The sequence below is a fragment of the Protofrankia sp. Cj5 genome (assembly GCF_917627405.1).
Taxonomy (GTDB): domain Bacteria; phylum Actinomycetota; class Actinomycetes; order Frankiales; family Frankiaceae; genus Protofrankia.
The window spans coordinates 1-22,557 of the sequence record NZ_CAKJTO010000085.1 but is presented as its reverse complement, the minus strand read 5'-3'; the positions used below and the strand labels follow the sequence as shown (position 1 = coordinate 22,557).

Sequence of the window (22,557 nt, the reverse complement as noted above, 5' to 3'; positions counted from 1 at the left end):
CGATCCCGCTCCATCCGGTCGGAGCGGTCCGCGGAAAAGCGGCTGACGTAAGCCTCCAGCGTGCGGGCTACCGCGCCTGATGTCGGGGCGGTTACGCGTTTATTCGTTCGATGCGTGACCGCCCCGCACCGCTCGCTGGCCGAATTCGGGCCGGTCCGGCCGGCTGGCTCTTCGTCCGGCCGGGTGTTTATCCCGCTCTATAGCGGCTTGCCGCGCGTTCGCGTTCATGGCTGAACGGATCTACTCTGGCGGGCATGAGCATCACAACTGAGGCCGCACCGACAACGGCTCATCGAGGTACACCCGTGCCGGTCAGCGACGCGCATGCGTTTTTGATCACCATGCCCGGCGCTGAGGCCGCGGCCGCGGCCGCGCCGCTGCCAGCGGCCAATCCCTACCAGCGGCCAGCGGCTGTTCAGCGGGTCGCGGTGCGGTCCCGCCGCTCACTCATCCGCCGTGTCCTGGCCGCGAGGGCGGCGCTGCCGCGGCTGTGGGCTCTGGCGATGGTGACCGGTTTTCTCGCCGCTGGGGCGATCGAGCCGGTACCGGACGGCCCTGATCCGGTTGTGCCCGCCTGGATCGCAGCCATCGGTGATGTGACCTTGCTGATTCTCCTCGTCGCCGTCGTGCTGCTGCTCGCCGGTCAGCGTGCCGGGTATGGGCTGTCCACGTACGGAAGCGCTGGCCTTGTTCTGCTGGCGGCGTTGTGTCCGGCCACTGGCCACCATGTACTGGCGCCGTGGTGGTTCGGCCAGCTGGCCATCACCATGGGGCTGCTTGCCGGATCCCTTGCGCTGCGCTCTCGGGCGGCCCGTTCCCCGGCGCTATGACGACGTCCACGGAAATGACGGGCGATTGATCTTTTTTGCTGGTTCTTCTGATGCCCGCCAGCTGTTGTTGATCTTTAGTATGACAAAGATGATGGATTCGGCGAGGTAAAAGACGCCGAGCGCGGCCAGGACGATGAGACCGGGAATGAAGATAAAAAGCAAGCCAGGAACAAGGACGGCGATAAATGCGGCTAGCTGGCTGAAGCCGGGGCGCCACAGGGTGGAAAGTCCTGACTTGCGGGTGGCTGCGAGCCTGACCGCCCCCCACATGAGCCACCGCCGTAAGAAGGGCACGTTTAGTTCACGCATGGCGCGCCGGAAGATCCCGTCCGCGTCGGCACGCTCAATGCCGCCACGGTCGGCCAGTTCCCAGAGCCAGTCATGCAGGATGGCAGCCTTGGTGTAACGTCCATATCTGGGTATGAGCCAGGTGAAGATCTGTGGTACCGACGCAAAGTCGGTTACGAACCCCTTCTCCACGGTGAACAGCTGCTTGTTGCCCTGATAGACGACTGCTTTCAGGAGCCGCCAACGCACCTCGTCGAGCTCTTCGACGACAACACCGCAGCTGACAAATGGCATGGCTCCCCCGTTTTTACCCGAAAGCGCCTGATTAATAACGGAAAGTGGCGGCATGGCTGACCGCGATGCGCCGCATGCGGCACGTGTTGCCCGTTATGGTGTTTCCTTCCCGATTCTCGGCGTCCCGCTGCCCGTCAGCTGGGAGCTGTTCATTGAACTGTCCGCATCTGGCCGCACCGGCTTCTGGCCTGCCGCGGCCGACGGTACTGACAGGATTATCCCCCTGGCGTTTGCTTTGCGCCAGTACTACGGCGACAGTGGCAGCATCGTGGTCTCGATGAGTGCCCGGCCATGTCGATGAGCGCCCAGCCATACAGCCGGGGTCCTCGCAAGCATCGGCGGCGGAACAGGTTTCCCGGCGTTCTTGTCGACCATGTCCGTGAGCGTGTCGACCGCGAGCGCGGATGGACTTTCATGGTCAGAAATCCCCGCCGGACCACCGCTGCGCCGGTGGCGGCGAAGCATCCCGCGACCGCTGTGCGCCGGCGGCCTGACCATCGTCCGGATATTGATCAAAAATCTTTTTGCAGTGAAGCTGAAGGCCCTGACCTGGGGTTCTGCTCCCGCGACAGGACTCGAACCTGTAACCTGCCGGTTAACAGCCGGACGCTCTGCCAATTGAGCTACGCGGGACCGCGATGCCTCGGACCAGGATCCTGAGCACCTGACTTGGCAAGGGTACCTGAGGTTCGAGCGGGCCGTTCGGCGGGGTAGTAATCCCCAGGCAGGCCGGGGCAGACCGCCGCCCACGGGGCGCTGCCCACCGGGCGCTGGCCGGCGGGCAGCGGCAGCAAGGCAACAGGCCCAGCGTCCGGCAGCGGCAGCGGCAGCGGCGGCGGCGGTCCAGCGGCGTCCACCCGGCCGAAGGAGACATGGTCACGCCGTTTCCGCGGCGCGGGAGGCCCCGCCAGTCCACCTGGCCGCGGGAGGTGCGATCATGCTGCTTCCGCATCTTTTCAGGCCCTTGGAACCAGCGGGAGGCACCATGTACGTCAGGCCCGGTTTCGTTGTCGGTCTCGGTCTCGGTTACCTGCTGGGCGCACGTGCGGGCCGGGAACGCTATGACCTGATCATGCGTCAGGCGCGGTCGCTCCGGGAGCGTCCAGAAGTACAGAGCGCGGCAGGTGTCGTCTCAGCGCGGGCCGGCGGGCTCGTTGACAAGGTCCGCCAGGCAGTGGGCGGTGTCACGGGCCGAGGCAGCCACCCGGCGGCGACCGGTGCCTTCGCCGGTACGGTCGGAGCGCACAGCGCGAACGGCTCTGGCGCGGTCCATACCTCCTGACCTCCATATCTTAGTGGTCGCCGCCGGAAGTTGTTCGGGGGGTGCCGGATGACAGACGGATGCATCGTGAGGCGGAGGAGGCCCTGGTAGCGGTGTTCTACCGGGGCTGACGACAACGAGGCGAGGCGCCGTCTGGCGCCGGCAGACCCTGGACGAACTTCCGGCGGCGACCACTTAGCCGGGCGGGCTTCGCCGCCCCGCGACCGGCGCGCGGGCAGTGCTGAGCGGAGCCGGCTCGCCGGCCGCGGTCTGGCTGGATTTCTCGCGCGCGGTCGCGGTACGTACTACCGTGGTTTCACGGAGCTCGCCGGCCTTGTCTGTCACTACCCGGTCACCTGGAGCCATAAAATGTGGCCATGCGACTCCGGGTGTCTTTTCGTGGCAACGCACGACGCGCGTGTGTCCATTGTTCATCTGACATCGCCGCGCTGGCGGTTGCCTGCCGCCTGTGACATGACCGACTGTGATGACGTTCATAGTTTGATGTGCTAGACATAAATTGTTTGTCAGCCTCGGCGAGGGGAACGTCATGGATCTTACGACGGCAACACGCCACGCGGCCGACTATGATCTGCTTTTCGTCGGTGTGTCCGTCGCGCTGGCAACGGTGGGGTCGTTCGCCGCGCTGGTCAGCGCGTTACGTATTCCTCTGAGCGGGGCTGCCACCCGGCTGCGCTGGGTCCTGTCGGCAGCTTTGTCGCTTGGTGGCGGTGCGATCTGGGCGATGCATTTCATGGGTATGGTCGCATATCACATCGACGGTATGGACATCACCTACGACATAGGCCTCACCGCGCTGTCGCTCGTTATCGCGGTGGCGGTATCGGGCATCGGCCTGGTGCTTGTCGGAACGAATCCCCACAGCGTGACGCGTCTGGGGGCCGGCGGGCTCATTGCCGGTCTCGGCGTCGCGGCAATGCACTACACAGGCATGGCCGCGATGCGGACCGGCGGCACCGTCACGTATGACACGAAGCTTGTCGCGATCTCGGTCGTCATAGCCGTGCTCGCGGCACTGGCCGCGCTGTGGATCACCTTTCGGGTACGTAGCCGCAGCCACGTGTTGGTCGCGTCGGTGGTGATGGCCACAGCCGTCTGCGGGATGCACTACACGGGCATGGCCGCTACCCAGGTCACAGGCATATCCGGGGCGTCCGAGCCGAGTGGTGGCGTTGATCCGATCACCTTGAGCCTCGTCGTGTGCGTCCTGACCTTCTCCATCCTGGCGCTGGTCATCTTCGCGGCCCTGGGCGGGGTCAGCGAGACAGACGTCTTCACCCGCGCGGCTCACGCCCACGACCAGACGGCCAGCCTCGGCGGGAAGCCCGACATGAGCGGGAAGCCCGGCACGGCAGCCGGCTCGGGTGCGTTCGGGCCGGCTGCACCGGCCGGCCGGGCCGCACCGGTCCTGACCATCGGGGCCCAGACCGCGGACGTGTTCGGCCAGGCTGGCGACCCCGGGCGCCAGGGACACCGGCGCGGTCATGCCACGCGGCGGTAGGAACGCGGGCCCAGGAGCAACCGGCGGCCGGAGGTCCGTACGGGCGGTCATACGGTAGGTCGGTGAACCTGTTCGATGCCGGGCTCGAGCGGGCCCTCGCGACGTCGGGCCCGCTCGCGGCCCGGCTGCGGCCCCGCACGCTCGACGACGTTGTCGGGCAGCGGCACCTGCTCGCGGCGGGCAGCCCGCTGCGGCGGCTGGTGGAGGGCGGCGGTACCACCTCGGTCCTGCTGTGGGGGCCGCCTGGTACCGGCAAGACAACCCTGGCCCACGTCATAGCGGGTTCAGGTCAACGTCGTTTCCGTGAGCTGTCGGCCGTCACGGCCGGTGTGAAGGATGTCCGGGCGGCGATCGACGAGGCGCGTGACACGCTCGCGGTTTCCGGAGCGCGCACGGTGCTGTTCATCGACGAGGTGCACCGTTTCACCAGGACCCAGCAGGACGCGCTGCTGCCCGCGGTGGAGAATGGCCTGGTCACGCTCGTCGCGGCCACCACCGAGAATCCGTTTTTCGCGGTGGTGGCACCGTTGCTGTCCCGGTCGCTGCTGCTCACGCTGGAGCCGCTCACCGACGACGACATCCGCACTCTGATCAGCCGGGCGCTCGCGGACCCTCGCGGCTACGGCGGCCGGCTGGCGTTGGACGACGACGCGGTCGATCATGTTCTGCGCTTGGCCGGCGGCGATGCCCGGCGTGCCCTGACCGTGTTACAGGCCGCCGGTGACGCGGTGGTCGGGACAGCCGGAGCGGATGCGCCGGCGCGCGTTGATCTCGCGACCGTTGAACAGGCCGTGAATCGGGCCGCGGTCCGCTATGACCGGGCCGGTGACCAGCACTACGACGTGGCAAGCGCGTTCATCAAGTCCATCCGCGGTGGGGACGCCGACGCCGCCCTGCACTATCTGGCCCGGATGCTGGAAGCGGGGGAGGACCCTCGCTTCATCGCCCGGAGAATGATCATACTGGCCAGTGAAGACGTCGGGCTCGCTGAGCCGGGCGCGCTGGGCGTGACGGTGGCGGCGGCACAGGCCCTGGAGCTGGTGGGCCTGCCTGAGGCGCGGCTCGCGCTGGCTCAGGCGGTGATCCATCTTGCGCTGGCGCCGAAGTCCAACGCGGTGATCCGGGCCGTCGACGCGGCCATCGCCGATGTCCGGGCGGGGCGTGCCGGTCCCGTACCGGCCCATCTCCGCGACGCGCACTACCCGGGCGCGGGCCGGCTCGGCCATGGTGGCGGCTACCGGTACCCCCACGACCACCCGGGCGGCGTGGTCGGCCAGCAGTATGCGCCTGACCCGCTGGTGGGCCGCGACTACTACCAGCCGGGCGCGAACGGGTTCGAGTCGCGTGCCTCGCAGCGGCTGGCGTTCCTGCGCGCCACTCTGCGGGGTGCCGGTCATCCGACCGGCGCCCACGGCGATGTGGACGAGCCGGCAGGGGCGAGTGGCCACGAAGCCGGTCGCGCTCGGTAGGGTCGCTCCAGGAACGCCGGTTTGGAGCGACCGAAAAATAGGCCGGGTTACGGCAGAAGGCACACTATGGCCGGGTTGCGGCCCATGACAGCGGAGGCGGAGCGCACATGTCCGGTGGTGCGATCGCGGGACTGATCGCGGCGGGGGCGTTCTCCGTGCTCGTCCTGTTCGGCTGCTACGTGTTGTTCAAGCTTGGGAAGATCTTCGACGAGGCGGCCGCGCGGGTTCGCCAGACCGGGTTTGCCATCGACGAGGGCACCGCGCGCGTTCGGCAGGCGGGCACAACCGTGGACGAGGTGAACCTTGCCCTCAGCCACGTGAACAAGGAGCTTGACCGGGTCGACGCGATCACGGCGAATGTGCAGTCGATCTCGACGAACATCTCCTCGCTCACGTCGTTGTTCGCGGCGACGCTCGGTGGTCCGATCGTCCGGGTCGCGGCCTTCACCTACGGGGTCCGGCGGGCGGCGGCCAAGCGGACCCGCGCCGACATCGAGTCGCGGGTGACCGCGGAGATCAGGGCTGACCGCGCGTCCCGGCGGACCGCCCGGCGGGCTGACGCGACCGGTGGCCAGATACCCGGCGCGCAGGTGACCGGGGTGGCTGGTGCGCAGGTGGCTGGCGCCGAGAGCAGGAGCGCGTAATGCCCCGGATGTTCTACATCGCCCTTGGCGCGGCCGCCGGCGTTGTCACCGTCCGGCGGGCCGCCCGCGCGGTGTCCACGCTCACCCCACAGCACCTGGCCGGTTCTTTCGCGCAGTCGGTGCGGGAGTTCGTGACGGACGTCCAGGAGGGCATGGCGGAGCGGGAGGTTGAGCTTCGCCACGCCCTCGGGATCGGCGATGACGACGGCCTCGACGCCCCGGAGGCCCCGGATTCTCCGGACGCTCCGGATGCCCACCTCCGCTGACCTCAGCGGCCCCCAGCCCCGGAGGTCCGGGGGCGTCCGGTGACCCGCCGGACGGGCGTGTGGGTGGGCGTGGACGTGGGCACCGTACGGGTGGGAATCGCCGCCAGCGATCCTGACGCGAGGCTCGCCTTTCCGGTGACGACCTTACGGCGCGATCCCCGGACACACCGCGATCTTGATGAGCTTGCAATTATTATTCGGGATCGTCAGGCGGTGGCGGTCGTCGTGGGCCTGCCGGCGCGGTTGTCCGGTGCTGAGGGGCCAGCGGCGCGCCAGGCGCGCGCCTATGCCGATCTTCTCGCGGCGCGGGTGGCCCCTGTCCCGGTACGGCTCGCCGACGAGCGGATGACCACGGTCGTGGCCCACCGCCGGATGGCTGAACGTGGCATGCGTGCCCGAGCTCGTCGTGGAGTTGTTGATCAGGAGGCAGCGGTGCAGATCCTGCAGTCCGTGCTGGACGCCCCTCCGGACGGAGGTACCGCGGACGCCATATCCCCACCATCCGCTGGCCCATTGGTAGACGATGGCGCTATGCGCGCACCCCAACGCCCTGCGAGACCGAGGTCGGACCGTTCCGCGGACAGCACGTGATCAGCGACGATCTCGACGAGTTGCTGGGCGACGCGCCGAGCGGCGGTGCGCCCAGCGGCGTCGGGTCGAACAACCGTCACCGCGGCAGGCGTAACCGGGCCGGCCGGCGACGACCTGCCGCCGTTCCGAAGCTTATCGCGATCCTGGTCGTTGTAGCCGGAATGCTCGGTGGCGGAATTTACGGCGCGGGGAAGGTGATCGGGCGCATCGCGAAGGGCGAGTCGGCCGCTGACTACGCCGGACCAGGTGACGGCTCGGTCATCATCCAGATCCAGGCCGGGTCGACCGCCCGTGATATCGCGCGGGTGCTGGCGTCGGCGGATGTCGTGCGGACCCCGGCTGCCTTCGTCAACGCGGCCGCGGCCGATGAGCGCTCACGGTCGATCCAGCCCGGTTTCTACAAGGTCAAGCAGCGGCTGCGCGCGGTCGACGCGCTCACCGCGCTGCTCGATGCCAGGTCACACGCGCTGTTCCGGCTCACCATCGCCGAGGGCATGACCACCCGGCAGGTGCTCACGGCACTCGCGGACCGTACCGGCCAGCCGCTTTCGGCCCTGGAGGCCGTCGTGAAGAACCCGGGCGAGCTCCAGCTCCCGCCGTATGCCAGCGGGGTTGAGGGCTATCTGTACCCGTTCACCTACGACCTGCAGCCAGGCGCGTCCCTGGCGGTCACCGTCAAGATGTTCGTCGACCGCTTCAAGGCGGAGACCGCGTCGCTTGACATCCCGGCCGGCGCGGCCGCGCTGGGCCGTACTCCGCAGGACATCATCACTGTCGCGTCCATCATCGAGCGTGAGGTGAAAAACCCCGATGAGGGGCCGAGGGTCGCGCGGGTCATCTACAACCGGCTCGCCGACACCTCCGGTGCCTTCCGCCGCCTGGATCTCGACTCGACCACCCGGTACGCGCTCGACGAGTACGAGGGCCCGCTGACGCAGGGGCAGCTGAACGCCAACAACCCCTACAACACCCGCAAGGTGGCCGGTCTGCCTCCCGGTGCCATCGCCAACCCCGGCAGGTGGGCGCTGGAGTCCGCGCTGCATCCGGCCGCGGGGCCATGGATGTACTTCGTGTCGCTGCCGAAGTCGAATGTGACGATTTTCGCCACTACGGACAAGGAGTGGCAGGAGGCGCTCGCCCGCTACCGTTCCGAGGGCGGGTCGTGACCCGTCGGCGGGCCGCCGTCCTTGGCATGCCGGTCGCTCATTCGCTGTCACCGGTTATGCACGCGGCCGCTTATGCCGAGCTCGGGCTCGACTGGGACTACCCGGCCGTCGAGTGTGACGAGGGCGCACTGGCGCAGGCGCTCCACCGGGTGCGCACGGAGCCGGGCTGGGTGGGCCTGTCGCTCACCATGCCGCTGAAGACGGCCGTCCTGGGGCTGCTCGACACGCTCGACGCCACCGCGGCGCTTCTCGGCGCGGCCAACACCGTCGTCGTCCGCCAGGACCCAGCCGGTACCGCGGCCGCTGGCACACCGGTGCGGCTGGCCGGGTTCAACACCGATGTCATGGGCATCGCCCACGCCGTCACCCAGGTTCTCGGTGACGGCGTGGCGCCGAGCAGCCCCCTGATTCTCGGTGCGGGGGGAACCGCTCGGGCCGCCCTCGGCGCGTTGGCCCAGCTCGGTGCCACCCGGGTGGACCTGGTCGCCCGCCGGCCGGCGGCGGCGGCGCCCCTGGTCGACCTCGGTGGCGCGCTCGGGCTTGGCGTCACGGTCCACCGGTGGGGGGCGTCGGGTCCGGGTGTGCGCACGTGTCCGGGCGGGCTGGGTTCGCTCGCGGACGCCGACATCGTCCTTGCGACCACTCCGGCCGGCGCGACCGATGACCTGGCCCAGCGGGCGTGGCCCTCCTCGACGGCGCTGGTCGAGCTGCTGTACCACCCGTGGCCCACCCGGCTGGCCGCCCGTGCGCAGGCCGCCGGAGCGGCGTTGGCCGGTGGCCTGGTCGTGCTCGCGGCCCAGGCGGTCGGGCAGGTTCGGCTCTTCACCGGGGCCGAGGTGGAGGTGGGCCTGCTCCTCGACGCGGGCCGGCGGGCGCTGGCGGCACGGTCGGCGGCATCTTCGCCGCCGCCCGCTATGCCGGCATCGGCATCGGCATCGGCATCGGCATCGGTGTCGGCATCGGTGTCGGTGTCGGCATCGGTGTCGGCATCGGTGTCGGCCGCGCCCGGCGGCGGGCCACCCCCGTGAACGTGCTGGGAACCGCGTCCAGCATAGTGATCGTCCTTGCCGCGCTGTGTGTCGTCCCGGCGCTTCCCGCGTTGGTGGGCGCCTTCGAGCCGGTCGACGGTGAGCGGATCCGGACACCGGTGCCCACCGGCTGGTCGCTGGGCGTGCTCACCGGCGTGGTGGTCGCCGCGTTCGCGGCCGCATTAAACGATCATGTCAGTTGGCTGCCGGCATACGCCTATCTGGGGGTGACGGGAGTGCTGCTTGCCGTCATCGACATCAGGGTTCATCGGCTGCCTGACGCGATCACCCTGCCGTCCTATCCGATCCTGGCCGCGCTGTTCGGGCTCGCGGCCGTCGTGGACGGGGACCTGGGACGATGGTGGCGCGGTCTCCTCGCCGCCGCGGTCGTGTCCGTGGTGTCCGCGGGGCTGTGGGCGTTGCCCGGCGCCGGCCTGGGGTTCGGCGACGTGAAGCTGGCCGGCCTGCTCGGCGGCGCCCTCGGGTGGCTTGGCGCCTCGGCCGTCCTCACCGGGTTCGTGGTGGGGATGACGCTGGCCGGGATGTGGGCACTGCTCCTGCTGGTGACCAGGCGCGCCAGCCTGAGCGCGCGCATCGCGTACGGGCCGTTCCTGCTCGCGGGCGCCTTCGTCGCGATCGTCGGTTGGCCCGCACGTCCATGACCAGCCTGCCCGCCATGACCGGCCCGCATGGAAGACTGGCTGCATGCTGCGCTGGTTGACTGCTGGGGAGTCGCACGGCCCGGCCCTGGTGGCAACCATCGAGGGGCTGCCGGCCGGGATAGGGGTATCCAGCGCTCAGATCGCCGACGAGCTCGCCCGCCGCCGGCTCGGTCACGGCCGCGGCGCGCGGATGAGCTTTGAGCGTGACGAGGTCGAGCTGCTGGGGGGAGTGCGCCACGGCCGCACCCTGGGCGGTCCGGTCAGCGTCGTCGTCCGCAACACCGAGTGGCCCAGGTGGCGTCAGGTCATGGCGCCGGATCCGATCGACAGCGCGGAGCTGGCGGGGCTGGCCCGAAACGCTCCGCTGACCCGTCCGCGGCCTGGTCACGCGGATCTGGCCGGGATGCAGAAGTACGGGTTCGCCGACGCCCGGCCCGTGCTCGAGCGGGCCAGCGCCCGGGAGACCGCGGCGCGCGTCGCCCTCGGGACCGTCGCGAAGGCCCTGCTCCGCCAGGCGTACGGCATTGAGGTCGTCTCCCATGTGGTGGCGATCGGCGGGGTGGCGGTACCGCCCGGCTCGCCAGCACCGCAGCCGATGACCATGGACGTGGTGGACGCCGACCCGGTCCGCTGCGCCGACCCGGCGACGAGCCTGCGGATGGTCGCCGAGATCGACGCCGCCCGCCGGGATGCCGACACCCTCGGTGGGATCGTCGAGGTCCTGGCCTACGGCTGTCCACCCGGGCTGGGCAGCTACGTCCATGGTGATCGTCGCCTTGACGCCCGGATCGCCGGTGAGCTCATGGGCATCCAGGCGATCAAGGGGGTGGAGTTCGGTGACGGTTTCACCACGGCCCGGCGGCGGGGGTCGCAGGCCCACGACGAGATCGAACGGCTGCCCACCGACGGGACGCCGGGCGGGCCGTATCGGGTGCGCCGGGCCAGCGACCGTGCCGGCGGCATCGAGGGCGGGATGACCACCGGCGAGCCGCTGCGGGTCCGGGCGGCCATGAAGCCGATCTCGACGTTGTCCCGGCCGCTGGCCACGATCGACGTCGCCACCGGGGAACAGGCGGTCGCGATCGCGCAGCGTTCGGATGTGTGCGCGGTACCCGCGGCGGGGGTTGTCGCCGAGGCCATGGTCGCGCTCGTGCTCGCCGACGCGGCGGTGGAGAAGTTCGGTGGCGACTCGGTGGCGGAGTCCCGGCGCAACTGTGAGATGTACGTGCAGTCGCTGGTCATCAGGTCGGAGCCGGTATGATCGTCGCTGTCGAGGGCGGACGGCGGCCGCTCGTGGTGCTGGTGGGCCCGCCCGGCTCCGGGAAGACCACGGTGGGGCAGCTGCTCGCGCGGCGGCTCGGTACGAGCTTCCGTGACACGGACACGGATGTGGAGCTGCGGGCCGGGATGCCGGTTGCCGACATCTTCGTCGAGCGCGGTGAGGAGGCGTTCCGTGCGCTGGAACGGGATGCGGTCGCGCGCGCTCTGACCGGGCATGACGGTGTCCTCGCACTGGGTGGTGGCGCGGTGCTGGACGCGGCGACGCGGGCGTCGCTACGCGGCCAGCGGGTCGTCCACCTCGACGTCGGGGTCAGCGACGCGGTGGCGCGGGTGGGGCTCGCCCGGGACCGCCCGCTGCTCGTCGAGGCCCCGCGTACCAGGATCGCGGCGATGCTGCGGGCACGCGCGCCGTTGTATGCCGAAGTCGCGGCTGTGGTGGTGGACACCGCGGGCCGCACACCCGAGGAGGTAGTCGAGTTGGTCGAACAGGCGGTGGTCAGGCCGTGACGGTGGCGCCGGTAACCCGGCTGGAGGTCGCTCCGGACGGCGTGCGGCCGTACGAGGTCGTCGTCGGCGAGGGTCTGCTCGGCGACCTCGCCGATCTGGTGGCCGGGCGGACCCGGGCCGCGGTGATCCATCCGCGCGCGCTGCGGGCGACCGCGGACGCCGTGGTCGCGGACCTGCGGGCGACGGCCACGGTCGAGGCCCACGCGATCGAGGTCCCGGACGGCGAGGAGGCCAAGAAGCTACGCATCGCCGGCTTCTGCTGGGACGTCCTCGGCCAGGTCGGTTTCACCCGTGACGATGTCGTCATCGGCCTCGGCGGCGGAGCCGCGACCGACCTCGCCGGCTTCGTGGCCGCGTCCTGGCTGCGTGGCGTCGATGTCGTGCAGGTGCCGACCACCGTCCTGGCGATGGTGGACGCGGCGATCGGCGGCAAGACCGGGATCGACATCGATGCCGGCAAGAATCTCGTCGGCGCCTTCCATCACCCCCTGGCCGTGTTGTGTGACCTTGCCACCCTCGCGACCCTGCCCGCGAGCGAGCACGCCTCGGGGCTCGCGGAGGTGGTGAAGGCGGGCTTCATCGCGGACCCGGCCATCCTCGATCTGCTTGACGACGACCCCACGGGCCTGCGCCATCAGCGTGAGCTGCTGGAGCGGTCGATCAGAGTCAAGGCGGGCGTCGTGTCGGCCGATCCGCAGGAGGCCGGCCGGCGGGAGATCCTCAATTACGGGCACACCCTGGGGCATGCCATCGAGAAGGTCGAGGGCTTCAGCTGGCGCCACGGTGCCGCGGTGTCCGTCGGGATGGTCTTCGCCGCTTCCCTGAGCCGGCTCGCGGCGGGCCTGGACGACGCCACCGCTGACCGGCACCGCGAACTGCTCGAACGTATCGGCCTGCCCACGACCTACCGGGCGGACCGCTGGGCGGATCTGCTGGACGCGATGCGGGTGGACAAGAAGAGCCGCGGCCGCCGGCTGCGCTTTGTCGTCCTCGACGCGCTGGCCTGCCCGCGGGTGCTCGACGATCCGGACCCGGCGCTGGTGGTGGCCGCCTTCTCAGAGGTCGCCCGGGAGCTGTCGGAGCTGCCGGCCTCGTCCGGCGCGGGTGGTGGGGCCGGCGGCCCGGCCGTCGATGCTCCGGTGATCGCCGGCCCGGCTCTGGGAGTCCGGTCGTGAAGGCCCAGCCGTGCCGGGTGATGGTGCTCAGCGGCGCGAACCTCGGCCGGCTGGGCCGGCGGGAACCGGCGGTGTACGGCAGCCGCGACTATAACGATCTTGTCGCTGCCTGTCAGCGGCAGGCCGCGGAGCTGGGCCTGGTGGTGGACTGCCGGCAGACCGACGACGAGGCCACGATGCTCGCCTGGCTGCACGAGGCCGCGGACACTGAGGCAGCGGTGGTACTGAACCCGGGGGCATGGTCGCATTACTCCTACGCGCTGCGCGACGCCGCCGCCGAGGTCCGGGGACCGCTGGTAGAGGTGCACCTGAGCCAGACCCATGCCCGGGAGGCCTTCCGGCACCACAGCGTGATCAGCGCGGTGGCGGCCGGGACCATCACCGGGCTGGGCTTCGACTCGTACCTTCTCGCGTTGCGGGCGATCGCCGCCCGCCGGCCGCGCGACGGCGCCTGACACCTCGGCTGGCGGGCGGCTGTTCGGTATGGCTATAGACTCTCCCGAGATCCCCGTCAGTCGAACGGACCAACCTGCTGGTCCGGCTGGAGAGTTGCGCGCAGTGGCGACCACGAATGACCTGAAGAACGGCATGACACTCGACCTCGACGGCACCTTGTGGAGCGTCGTCGGGTTCCAGCACGTCAAGCCCGGGAAGGGCGGGGCGTTTGTCCGGACGACGCTGAAGAACGTCCTGACGGGCAAGGTTGTCGACCGTACGTTCAACGCCGGTGTGAAGGTGGAGCTGGCGACCGTCGACCGGCGGGAGATGAGCTTCCTCTACCGCGACGGCGCGGACTTCGTCTTCATGGACAGCGAGTCGTTCGACCAGCTGCCGATCCCGCCCGACGTCGTCGGCGATGCCGCGAACTACATGCTGGAGAACACCACCGCGACGGTGGCGCTGCACGACGGCGCGCCCCTGTACGTGGAGCTCCCGGCGAGCGTCGAGCTGATTATTTCGGAGACCGAGCCGGGGGTGCAGGGCGACCGCTCCACCGGTGGCAACAAGCCCGCGACGCTGGAGACCGGTGCCACCGTCCAGGTCCCCTTGTTCATCACCACCGGTGAGAAGGTCAAGGTCGACACCAGGGACGGCCGTTATCTCGGCCGGGTGACGAGCTGAGCGCCCGGTCGAAGGCTCGCAAGCGTGCTCTCGACATCCTCTACGAGGCCGACATGCGCGGGAACAGCTTCACCGACACGCTTGCCGAGCGTCTCGCGCAGGCCGATCCGCCGGTGCCGGAATACACCGTCAGCCTGGTCCAAGGTGTTGTCGAGCGCCTCGCCGACATCGACGGGATGCTGTCCGACCACGCGCAGGAGTGGACGCTTGAGCGGATGCCGCCGGTCGATCGCAACATCCTGCGGATCGGCGCTCTGGAACTGCTCTGGCGTGAGGACATCCCCGACGGGGTGGCCATCGACGAAGCGGTCGAACTCGCCAAAACGATCTCGACGGAACACTCGCCCGCGTTCGTCAACGGCCTGCTGGCGCGGCTTCTTGATCTTAAGAGCGCCCGGCAGTAGGGGATTGGCTCAAGGAGCGGGGCTGGGGTGCGTGCCCCAGCCCGGTGACGCCGCGCCCGTTGGTGCTGGTCGCTCTCAGCCAGGGTGAAAATCCCGGTCGTGACCGGCGAGATTCGGCCCAGCGCTGATCCGGGCTTGGTCCCGGCCTGGTCCGCCGGATGCCGGGAGCCTCCGGCGGACCACTCTCGCGTTCTGGCGCCTCGGAGCCGGATCGCGCTCCTTGAGCGCCTCCGGTTGAGCGCCTCCGGCCGCGCGAAAGGAACCATGCTCGCGCGGCCTCAGGCACACCCTAGGCGGACTCGCTGATGCTGACTTCCTGATTCTGGTCGGGGCTCAGCACCCCCCACGAGACAAGCTGCTCGGTGAGCTTGCTCGGTGAGGTGTCGTAGATGACGGCGAGAGAACGCAGGTCCTCATAGCGGATCGAGAGCACGCGGCCGTTGTAGTCGCCGCGTTGGCTCTGAATGGTTGCCGCGTAGCGGGCGAGCGGGCCGCCCTGCTCCTTGGGCACCTGGGAAAGACGCTCCAGGTCGAGGACGATGCGCGGCGACTGCTCGAGTGGAGCCACGGTCGAGCCTTCGGGGAGGAGCTCTCCCACCGGGACGCCGTAGAACTCGGCAAGTTCGGACAGGCGTTGCACCGTAACGGCGCGGTCTCCGCGTTCGTAGGAGCCCACGACGACAGCCTTCCACCGCCCGTGCGACTTCTCCTCGACGCCATGAAGCGAGAGCCCCTGCTGGGTGCGTATTGCGCGCAGCCGAGTACCGAGCGCCTTCGCATAGTCGGACATCGGAGTGCCCACTCCCGTCGTGGTCGATCAGTTGGAACCGGGGCTCTTGCCGCCGGTGGTTACCCATAGTAGTCCCGGGCCGGTTGCGGCTCGACACCAGGGGGGTCGTGTTGGCTCTTTCTTTGTACCACTTTCTGTAGTACTCCGATCGCGCTAGGCGCTACGGCTATGGGAACTTCCCCACAAAGGACTGTTCATGCGCGTCGGGTTCTAAGGTTGTAACGTGCAGTGACAATCTAGTGCGTCAAAGAGCGTGCGGTCGTGGTTCCTTTCGCGTACCCGCAGGTCGAAGGGCCTGTGCGGGTGCCTGATACCGTCATCCGAACCGCTCCTTTAAGGGCCGTCCAGTGAGGCGGGGAAGGAGGGACACCGTCATGGCCACAACCGCCACGGGTGGATCCTTGCCCGGTCCGGAGGCATCCGGCCAGGGCACCGTTCGTACCGTCCTCTCCGGCGCGGACATCGGTCGGGTACTCACCCGGATGGCGCATCAGATCCTGGAGAAGACCTCCGGCGGTGCCGGCGTCGTGCTTCTCGGTATCCCCACCCGGGGGGTGCCGCTGGCGCACCGGCTTGCCGCCCGGGTCCGCGCGGTGGAAGGCATCGAGCTCGGGGTGGGTTCGCTCGACCCGACCATGCACCGCGACGATCTGCGGCTTCGGGCGGTCCGCCCGCTCGAGGTCACCGACCTTCCCGACGGGGGGATCGACGGCTCGACGGTGATTCTCGTCGATGACGTCCTGTACTCCGGGCGCACGGTGCGGGCGGCTCTTGACGCGCTGGCCGAGTTCGGCCGGCCCCGGGTGGTGCAACTTGCGGTCCTGGTGGACCGCGGCCACCGGGAACTGCCGATCCGGGCCGACTATGTGGGCAAGAACATGCCGACCTCCCGCCAGGAGGTGGTAGCGGTCCGTCTCGTCGAAACCGACGACCGTGACGCGGTGATGATTGTTTCGGAAGGGGCGGGTTGATGAACGGCCTCGCCCGCGGGTGGCGGTGGCATTCTCGGCCGGCCCGCGGCGCCCGCACCCGCTGGCGGATGCCGGCCAGGTGGGTCGTGTGATACGTCATCTGCTTTCCACGGAAGATCTTGGTCGGGATGACGCCCTGCTCGTGCTCGACACGGCCGAGTACATGGCGACCGTCGCGGACCGGTCGGTCAAGAAACTGCCGACCCTGCGCGGTCGTACGGTGGTCAATCTGTTCTTTGAGGACTCGACCCGGACCCGGACGTCGTTCGAGGTCGCGGCCAAGCGGCTGTCCGCTGATGTAATCAATTTCTCCGCCCGCGGCTCGAGCGTCTCCAAGGGAGAAAGCCTCAAGGACACGGCGCTCACCCTCGAGGCGATGGGCGCGGACGTGGTGGTGTGCCGGCACCCGGCCAGCGGGGCTCCGCGCCGGCTTGCCGGGTGGGTGCGCGGCAGCGTGGTCAACGCCGGGGACGGCACCCATGAGCATCCGACCCAGGCGTTGCTCGACGCGTTCACCATCCGGCGCCGGCTCGGTCGTCTCGACGGCCTGTCCGTCACAATCGTCGGCGACATCCTGCACTCCCGGGTGGCCCGGTCCAACATGTGGCTGCTGTCGACCCTGGGAGCGGCCGTGACGGTGGTCGCCCCGCCCACGCTGGTGCCCGTCGGGATCGAGCGATGGCCGGTCACGGTCTCCTACGATCTGGACGCGGTGCTGCCCAAAAGCGATGTCGTCATCGTGCTGCGGGTCCAGCGGGAGCGGATGACGGCGGCGTTCTTCCCCACGGAGCGGGAGTACACCCGCCGGTACGGCCTGGACGCCGACCGGCTCGCGGCCATGCCGGCGTCCGCGCTGGTGATGCATCCGGGGCCGATGGTGCGTGGCATGGAGATCGCCTCGGATGTGGCCGACTCGACCCGCTCGACAGCGGTCGAGCAGGTCGCCAACGGCGTAAGCGTGCGGATGGCTGTTCTGTACCTGCTGTTGGGCGGTACCAGGGAGGTGGCATGACTGTGCTCTCGGTGGTCTGTGCCGCCGCACTCCCTACGATGTTCGTTCTGGAGGCCGCTTCATGACGCAACGCGTTGACGCCGCCGTGCGAGATCCGGTGGACAGCGGCGGACGCTGGCTCCTGCGCGGTGTCCGGCCGCTGGGTGGGGCCGCGGTGGACATGCTCCTGGATGGCCCGGTGCTGGCCGAGATCGGGCCGGCCCTGTCCGCGCCCGGCGCGACCGTCCTCGACGCGGACGGTCTGATCGCGTTGCCTGGGCTGGTGGACCTGCACACCCATCTGCGCGAACCGGGCCGGGAGGATGCCGAGACCGTCGCCTCGGGCACCCGGGCGGCGGCACTGGGTGGTTTCACCACCGTGTTCGCGATGGCCAACACCGAGCCGGTCGCGGACACCGCCGGGGTGGTGGAGCAGGTGTGGCGGCTCGGCCGGACCGCCGGGCACTGTGATGTGCGCCCGGTCGGCGCGGTCACCGAGGGGCTGCACGGTGCCCGGCTCGCCGAGCTGGGCGCGATGGCCTCATCGGCGGCGGCCGTCCGGGTGTTCTCCGACGACGGCAACTGTGTGTCCGACGCGGTGCTCATGCGCCGGGCGCTGGAGTACGTCAAGGCCTTTGACGGGGTGATCGCCCAGCACGCTCAAGAACCCCGGCTGACCGAGAACGCGCAGCTGAACGAGGGCGTCGTGTCGGCACGGCTCGGCCTGCCCGGGTGGCCGGCCGCCGCCGAGGAGGCGATCATCGCCCGGGACGCGCTGCTGGCCGGGCATGTGGGCTCGCGGCTGCATGTCTGTCACGTCTCGACCGCGGGCTCGGTGGAGATCCTGCGCTGGGCGAAGTCCAAGGGCTGGCGGGTCACGGCCGAGGTCACCCCGCACCATCTGCTGCTCACCGACGACCTGGCCGCCTCCTACGACCCGGTCTACAAGGTCAACCCACCGCTGCGGACCGCCGCCGACGTCGAGGCACTGCGCGCCGGGCTGGCCGACGGCACCATTGACTGCATCGCGACCGATCACGCTCCCCACGCCCCGCAGGACAAGGAAACGGAGTGGGCCGCCGCCCGTCCCGGCATGGTCGGCCTGGAGACCGCGCTGTCGATCGCGATCATGGTCATGGTGGAGCCAGGGCTGCTGGACTGGGCCGGGCTCGCCGACCGGATGGCGGGTGCCCCGAGCCGGATCGGCGGCCTGCCCCAGGCGTCGCGGGACGTGGCCGCGGCGCTGCGCCCAGGCGCCGTGGCGAACGTCGTCCTGCTTGATCCGGCGGCCCGCTGGACGGTGGATCCGCACGCGTTCGCCAGCCGCAGTCGCAACACCCCCTACGCCGGCCGCAGCCTGCCTGGACGTGTCCAGGCCACATTCTTGCGGGGGCGTCCCACCGTGCTTGACGGGAAGATCGTATGACCGACCATCTCACCTTCGCCGCTTCGCTCGTCACCGTCGCCGACGGTCTTGCCGGTACGGCGCCGCAACGCGGTCCCGACCGCCTGGGCCTGCATCTGGTGTTCGCCCTGGGCTGTCTGCTGCTGTTCGTGGCCGCGGTCGGCGGGATGCGCCGGACCTGGCGTCACCGCGCTGAGCGGCAGGAGGAGGACCTCCCCGATCTGCCCGTGGTCCCCGGCCAGACAGGTACCGTTCTCACCGCGCCGCTCAAGGGCCTCTACCTGGGGACGGTCGATGCCGGGCACTGGCTCGACCGCATCACCGCCCGGGGGCTCGGCGGGCGCGCGGACGCGTACGTGACCGTCTACGAGCACGGGATCCAGGTGGACCGCACGGGCAGCGAGCCGTTCTGGATCCCGCGGGATGCCGTCCGCGGCGCTCGGCTGGAACGGGCACACGCCGGCAAGGTCGCCGGTGCCGGGCGCATCATCGTTTTGGCCTGGTCGTTCGGCGGTCATGAGCTGGAGACCGGCCTGCGCGGGGACGACCGGGCGCGCCAGCCCAAGGTGGTGCGCGCGGTGCACGGCCTGATCGGGCCGGCCCCAGGGCCCACCGACGGCGAGGTCACCAGGCCGCGGCCGGTGGGCCGGGCGGTGTCACGGCTGCGTCCGCGAACGGCCGGCCAGGGGCCGGAGAGCACTCGCCCGGTCCCGCCGGTACCGCCCGCGGCCGGTGATGGCGTGCCACCGGCCCGCTCACCCGGCGCGCTGGGTAACAGCCCACCGGTGCTCGGCCCCGCCACCGTGCCGGGTGCGTCCCGGCCGGCGGGCACCTCCCCGATACCCGTCGTGACCCGCGCGCCCCGCTCCACTGACTCTCCCGGGTCACGCGGTGGGCCGGGAGGCGCCTACCCACCGGGCTCCCGGCCCGGCCCGGCCGGTACCGGTAAGGACGGCTCGGGGTACTCCGCCAACGCGGCCCAGGTTGATCCCCTCACGTCCCCGCTGGGGGACGTCGTCCGGAAGATGAAAAAGGACATCTGGTGAGCGTGGGCGGGAGCGAGAGCGAGAGCGCGTCGAATGACGCGGAGAGCGGGCCGTCGCGGCGGACCGCCAGCGCGGTGAACTGGGACGAGGCGGGTCTTCCTGGCGGCGTGGGCGATCCGGCGCGGCCGGCGGCGCTCGAGGACGGGAGCGCCGGGCCCCGGACCCACGCGGTACGCCTGATGCTTGAGGACGGGCGCGGTTTCGTCGGTGAGGCCTTCGGCGCGGTGGGGGAGGCCTTCGGCGAGATCGTCTTCGCCACCGGCATGACCGGCTACCAGGAAACGCTGACCGACCCGTCGTACCACCGCCAGATCGTGGTCATGACCGCGCCACACATCGGCAACACCGGCATGAACGACGATGACGACGAGTCATCGAAGATCCATGTTGCCGGGCTCGTGGTTCGTGACCCAAGCCGGATCGCCTCCAACTGGCGGTCACGCCGCACTCTGGACGACGCGCTGGTGGCCGCCGCAGTGGTGGGCATCAGCGGTGTCGACACCCGGGCGCTCACCCGCCATCTGCGGGAACGCGGCGTGATGCGGTGCGGGATCGCCGATGCCGGGCAGGACGCGGGCGCCCTGCTTGAGTCGGTGCGCGCGAGCCCACGCATGGCCGGCGCGGACCTGGCGCCGGAGGTCAGCACCCGGGAACCATACGTGGTGCAGGCCGCGACCGGTACGCCGATGTTCCGGGTTGCCGCGCTCGATCTGGGCATGAAGCGGTCGACGCCGTTGGCGCTGTCCGCGCTCGGGTGCCAGACGCACGTCCTGCCGGCCCGCGCCGGTGGCGAGGCCCTGCTCAACCTCGCCCCGGACGGGGTGTTCCTGTCCAACGGCCCAGGCGATCCCTCGACCGCGGACTACGCGGTCCAGGCCGTGCGCCGGGTGCTCGACGCCGGGATCCCGGTCTTCGGGATCTGCTTCGGCAACCAGGTGCTCGCTCGGGCGCTGGGTTTCGACACCTACAAGCTGGCCTACGGCCACCGCGGGGTGAACCAGCCGGTTGCCGACACCGCGACCGGACGGATCTCGGTGACCAGCCACAACCACGGCTTTGCCGTCAGGGCGCCGCGTGACCGCGTCACCGACACGCCCTACGGGCGGGTCGAGGTCAGCCATGTGGCGCTCAACGACGGTGTGGTGGAGGGCATCGCCTGCCTGGACGTGCCCGCCTTCAGCGTGCAGTTCCATCCGGAGGCGGCGCCCGGCCCCCACGACGCCCACGATCTGTTCGAGCGGTTCCGCGATCTGATGGCGGCTTCCCGGTGAGCGCCGGCGCAGGATACAGCGGGCCGGATACTCCCGCGCAGGCGTACGCGCGGGGATGCCGATGGGAGGTCAGGCACTGATGCCGCGGCGAGAAGATCTGAGCAGCGTGTTGGTCATCGGGTCCGGGCCGATCGTTATTGGCCAGGCCTGCGAGTTCGACTACTCCGGTACCCAGGCCTGCCGGGTGCTGCGCGCGGAAGGCCTGCGGGTGGTGCTGGTCAACAGCAATCCTGCCACGATCATGACCGACCCGGACCTGGCGGACGCCACCTATGTCGAGCCGATCACGCCGGACATGATTACAAAGATCATCGATCGGGAGCGGCCCGACGCGCTGCTCGCGACGATGGGCGGCCAGACCGCGCTGAACGCCGCGGTCGCGCTGCACGACTCCGGTGTCCTCGACCGGTACGGCATCCGCCTGATCGGCGCGAACATCGACGCGATCCGGGCGGGGGAGGACCGCCAGGCGTTCAAGGACATCGTCGCGTCGGTCGGTGGTGAGACCGCGCGCAGCGCCATCTGCACGACGACCCAGCAGTGCCTCGACGCCGCCGAGGAGTTCTCCTACCCGGTTGTGGTACGCCCGAGCTTCACCCTCGGCGGCGCCGGCAGCGGTTTCGCGCACGACGCCGGTGAACTTCGCCGGATGGCCGCGGACGGCATCACCGCGAGCCCGTCGTCGGAGGTGCTCGTCGAGGAGTCCGTCCTCGGCTGGAAGGAGTTCGAGCTCGAGCTGATGCGCGACCGCGCCGACAACGTGGTTGTGGTCTGCTCGATCGAGAACATCGACCCGATGGGCGTGCACACCGGCGACTCGGTGACAGTGGCACCGGCCATGACGCTGACCGACCGGGAGTACCAGCGGATGCGGAACATGGCCATCGCGGTCATGCGTGCCGTGGGTGTCGACGCGGGCGGCTGCAACATCCAGTTCGCGGTGGACCCGGCCACCGGGCGGCTCGTCGTGATCGAGATGAATCCCCGGGTGTCCCGGTCATCAGCCCTGGCGTCGAAGGCCACCGGATACCCGATCGCGAAGATATCGGCGAAGCTCGCGCTCGGGTACACCCTTGACGAGATCCCCAACGACATCACCCGCACCACACCGGCGGCGTTCGAGCCGGCGCTGGACTACGTGGTGGTGAAGGCACCCCGGTTCGCCTTCGAGAAGTTCCCCGGCGCGGACCCGACACTGACGACCACGATGAAGTCGGTCGGTGAGGCCATGGGGGTGGGGCGAAGCTTCGGGGAGGCGCTGCAGAAGGCCCTGCGGTCGTTGGAGCAGCCCAGCGCGGTGTTCTCCTTCGCCGGTGACGAGCCCGCGACCGTCGATGAGCTGCTGGGCCGTGCCCGCGTCCCGCATGACGGGCGGCTGCGCACGGTGCAGCGGGCGCTGCGCGCCGGCGCGGACCCGGCCCAGGTCACCGAGGCGACCGGCATAGATCCCTGGTTTGTCGAACAGATCGCCAACCTCAACGAGATCGCCGAGACCATCAGCCGCGACTCCGCCGGGATCCTGCGGGCCAAGCGCGCGGGGTTCTCCGACGCGCAGCTCGCCGAGATCCTCGGG

General features: G+C 70.0%; 25 protein-coding genes and 1 tRNA gene. 23 read left to right on the top strand and 3 right to left on the bottom strand.

Annotation, left to right across the window (positions count from 1 at the left end):
* The first annotated feature begins 305 nt into the window (after window positions 1-305).
* Complete coding sequence (locus MJ777_RS17150) at window positions 306-830, top strand: hypothetical protein (protein WP_239377129.1); 525 nt, start codon at window positions 306-308, stop codon at window positions 828-830.
* Here the strand turns inward: MJ777_RS17150 and MJ777_RS17145 are convergent.
* A complete protein-coding gene (locus MJ777_RS17145) occupies window positions 825-1,466 on the bottom strand; it encodes a DUF1353 domain-containing protein (RefSeq protein ID WP_239377128.1) in 642 nt (213 codons plus the stop codon). The two genes, MJ777_RS17150 and MJ777_RS17145, sit on opposite strands and share 6 nt — an antisense overlap.
* Here MJ777_RS17145 and MJ777_RS17140 point away from each other — a divergent pair.
* Entirely contained in the window at window positions 1,465-1,713 is a 249-nt protein-coding gene (locus MJ777_RS17140; RefSeq protein ID WP_239347387.1) for a hypothetical protein, read from the top strand. The two genes, MJ777_RS17145 and MJ777_RS17140, sit on opposite strands and share 2 nt — an antisense overlap.
* Window positions 1,714-1,972: 259 nt before the next feature.
* Here MJ777_RS17140 and MJ777_RS17135 read toward each other — a convergent pair.
* Window positions 1,973-2,045 (bottom strand) — tRNA-Asn (locus MJ777_RS17135).
* Between the two features lie 352 nt (window positions 2,046-2,397).
* Between MJ777_RS17135 and MJ777_RS17130 the strand changes: the two genes are divergently transcribed.
* From MJ777_RS17130 to nusB, 15 genes are all read left to right on the top strand, one after another.
* Window positions 2,398-2,694 carry a hypothetical protein gene (locus MJ777_RS17130; protein ID WP_239335786.1) on the top strand — a complete coding sequence of 99 codons (297 nt, stop codon included), beginning with the start codon at window positions 2,398-2,400 and terminating at the stop codon, window positions 2,692-2,694.
* A 529-nt stretch (window positions 2,695-3,223) separates the two neighbouring features.
* On the top strand, window positions 3,224-4,195 hold the full coding sequence (locus MJ777_RS17125) for an MHYT domain-containing protein (protein ID WP_239347380.1): 972 nt from the start codon (window positions 3,224-3,226) through the stop codon (window positions 4,193-4,195).
* Window positions 4,196-4,257: 62 nt separating this feature from the next.
* Complete coding sequence (locus MJ777_RS17120) at window positions 4,258-5,664, top strand: replication-associated recombination protein A (RefSeq protein WP_239377127.1); 1,407 nt, start codon at window positions 4,258-4,260, stop codon at window positions 5,662-5,664.
* 107 nt (window positions 5,665-5,771) lie between these two features.
* Complete coding sequence (locus MJ777_RS17115) at window positions 5,772-6,308, top strand: DUF948 domain-containing protein (RefSeq protein WP_239309972.1); 537 nt, start codon at window positions 5,772-5,774, stop codon at window positions 6,306-6,308.
* Window positions 6,308-6,574, top strand: coding sequence for a DUF6167 family protein (locus MJ777_RS17110; protein WP_239309971.1), 267 nt, complete (start codon window positions 6,308-6,310; stop codon window positions 6,572-6,574). The genes MJ777_RS17115 and MJ777_RS17110 overlap by 1 nt, the downstream gene beginning before the upstream one ends.
* 39 nt (window positions 6,575-6,613) lie before the next feature.
* A complete protein-coding gene (gene ruvX, locus MJ777_RS17105; RefSeq protein WP_239309970.1) occupies window positions 6,614-7,165 on the top strand; it encodes a Holliday junction resolvase RuvX in 552 nt (183 codons plus the stop codon).
* Complete coding sequence (mltG, locus tag MJ777_RS17100) at window positions 7,162-8,331, top strand: endolytic transglycosylase MltG (protein ID WP_239377126.1); 1,170 nt, start codon at window positions 7,162-7,164, stop codon at window positions 8,329-8,331. Before ruvX ends, mltG begins: the two co-directional genes overlap by 4 nt.
* Window positions 8,328-9,359, top strand: coding sequence for a shikimate dehydrogenase (locus MJ777_RS17095; RefSeq protein WP_370652748.1), 1,032 nt, complete (start codon window positions 8,328-8,330; stop codon window positions 9,357-9,359). Before mltG ends, MJ777_RS17095 begins: the two co-directional genes overlap by 4 nt.
* The gene (locus MJ777_RS17090; RefSeq protein WP_239347372.1) at window positions 9,356-10,021 is read left to right on the top strand and encodes a prepilin peptidase; all 666 of its coding nucleotides are present in this window, start codon (window positions 9,356-9,358) and stop codon (window positions 10,019-10,021) included. The genes MJ777_RS17095 and MJ777_RS17090 overlap by 4 nt, the downstream gene beginning before the upstream one ends.
* Before the next feature lie 43 nt (window positions 10,022-10,064).
* Window positions 10,065-11,282 carry a chorismate synthase gene (gene aroC, locus MJ777_RS17085; protein ID WP_239377125.1) on the top strand — a complete coding sequence of 406 codons (1,218 nt, stop codon included), beginning with the start codon at window positions 10,065-10,067 and terminating at the stop codon, window positions 11,280-11,282.
* Window positions 11,279-11,809: a shikimate kinase gene (locus MJ777_RS17080; protein ID WP_239309967.1), complete on the top strand. Its 531-nt coding sequence runs from the start codon at window positions 11,279-11,281 to the stop codon at window positions 11,807-11,809. The genes aroC and MJ777_RS17080 overlap by 4 nt, the downstream gene beginning before the upstream one ends.
* A complete protein-coding gene (aroB, locus tag MJ777_RS17075) occupies window positions 11,806-12,984 on the top strand; it encodes a 3-dehydroquinate synthase (RefSeq protein ID WP_239377124.1) in 1,179 nt (392 codons plus the stop codon). Before MJ777_RS17080 ends, aroB begins: the two co-directional genes overlap by 4 nt.
* A gap of 20 nt (window positions 12,985-13,004) precedes the next feature.
* Window positions 13,005-13,439, top strand: coding sequence for a type II 3-dehydroquinate dehydratase (locus MJ777_RS17070; RefSeq protein WP_239309978.1), 435 nt, complete (start codon window positions 13,005-13,007; stop codon window positions 13,437-13,439).
* Window positions 13,440-13,542: 103 nt separating this feature from the next.
* Window positions 13,543-14,106, top strand: coding sequence for an elongation factor P (gene efp, locus MJ777_RS17065; RefSeq protein ID WP_239309965.1), 564 nt, complete (start codon window positions 13,543-13,545; stop codon window positions 14,104-14,106).
* The gene (nusB, locus tag MJ777_RS17060; protein WP_370651575.1) at window positions 14,103-14,510 is read left to right on the top strand and encodes a transcription antitermination factor NusB; all 408 of its coding nucleotides are present in this window, start codon (window positions 14,103-14,105) and stop codon (window positions 14,508-14,510) included. Before efp ends, nusB begins: the two co-directional genes overlap by 4 nt.
* 289 nt (window positions 14,511-14,799) lie before the next feature.
* On the opposite strand, the gene MJ777_RS17055 is transcribed toward nusB, so the two are convergent.
* On the bottom strand, window positions 14,800-15,300 hold the full coding sequence (locus MJ777_RS17055; protein WP_239309963.1) for a transcriptional regulator: 501 nt from the start codon (window positions 15,298-15,300) through the stop codon (window positions 14,800-14,802).
* 374 nt (window positions 15,301-15,674) lie between these two features.
* On the opposite strand from MJ777_RS17055, the gene pyrR reads away from it, so the two are divergent.
* From pyrR to carB, 6 genes are all read left to right on the top strand, one after another.
* A complete protein-coding gene (gene pyrR / locus MJ777_RS17050) occupies window positions 15,675-16,271 on the top strand; it encodes a bifunctional pyr operon transcriptional regulator/uracil phosphoribosyltransferase PyrR (RefSeq protein ID WP_255720349.1) in 597 nt (198 codons plus the stop codon).
* 88 nt (window positions 16,272-16,359) lie between these two features.
* Entirely contained in the window at window positions 16,360-17,283 is a 924-nt protein-coding gene (locus MJ777_RS17045) for an aspartate carbamoyltransferase catalytic subunit (RefSeq protein WP_239347369.1), read from the top strand.
* 61 nt (window positions 17,284-17,344) lie between these two features.
* Window positions 17,345-18,688: a dihydroorotase gene (locus tag MJ777_RS17040; protein ID WP_239309962.1), complete on the top strand. Its 1,344-nt coding sequence runs from the start codon at window positions 17,345-17,347 to the stop codon at window positions 18,686-18,688.
* Entirely contained in the window at window positions 18,685-19,713 is a 1,029-nt protein-coding gene (locus MJ777_RS17035) for a hypothetical protein (protein WP_239309961.1), read from the top strand. Before MJ777_RS17040 ends, MJ777_RS17035 begins: the two co-directional genes overlap by 4 nt.
* Before the next feature lie 179 nt (window positions 19,714-19,892).
* The gene (gene carA, locus MJ777_RS17030) at window positions 19,893-20,984 is read left to right on the top strand and encodes a glutamine-hydrolyzing carbamoyl-phosphate synthase small subunit (protein WP_239309975.1); all 1,092 of its coding nucleotides are present in this window, start codon (window positions 19,893-19,895) and stop codon (window positions 20,982-20,984) included.
* Window positions 20,985-21,063: 79 nt separating this feature from the next.
* A partial coding sequence (gene carB, locus MJ777_RS17025) for a carbamoyl-phosphate synthase large subunit (protein WP_239377122.1) occupies window positions 21,064-22,557 on the top strand: 1,494 nt, incomplete at its 3' end.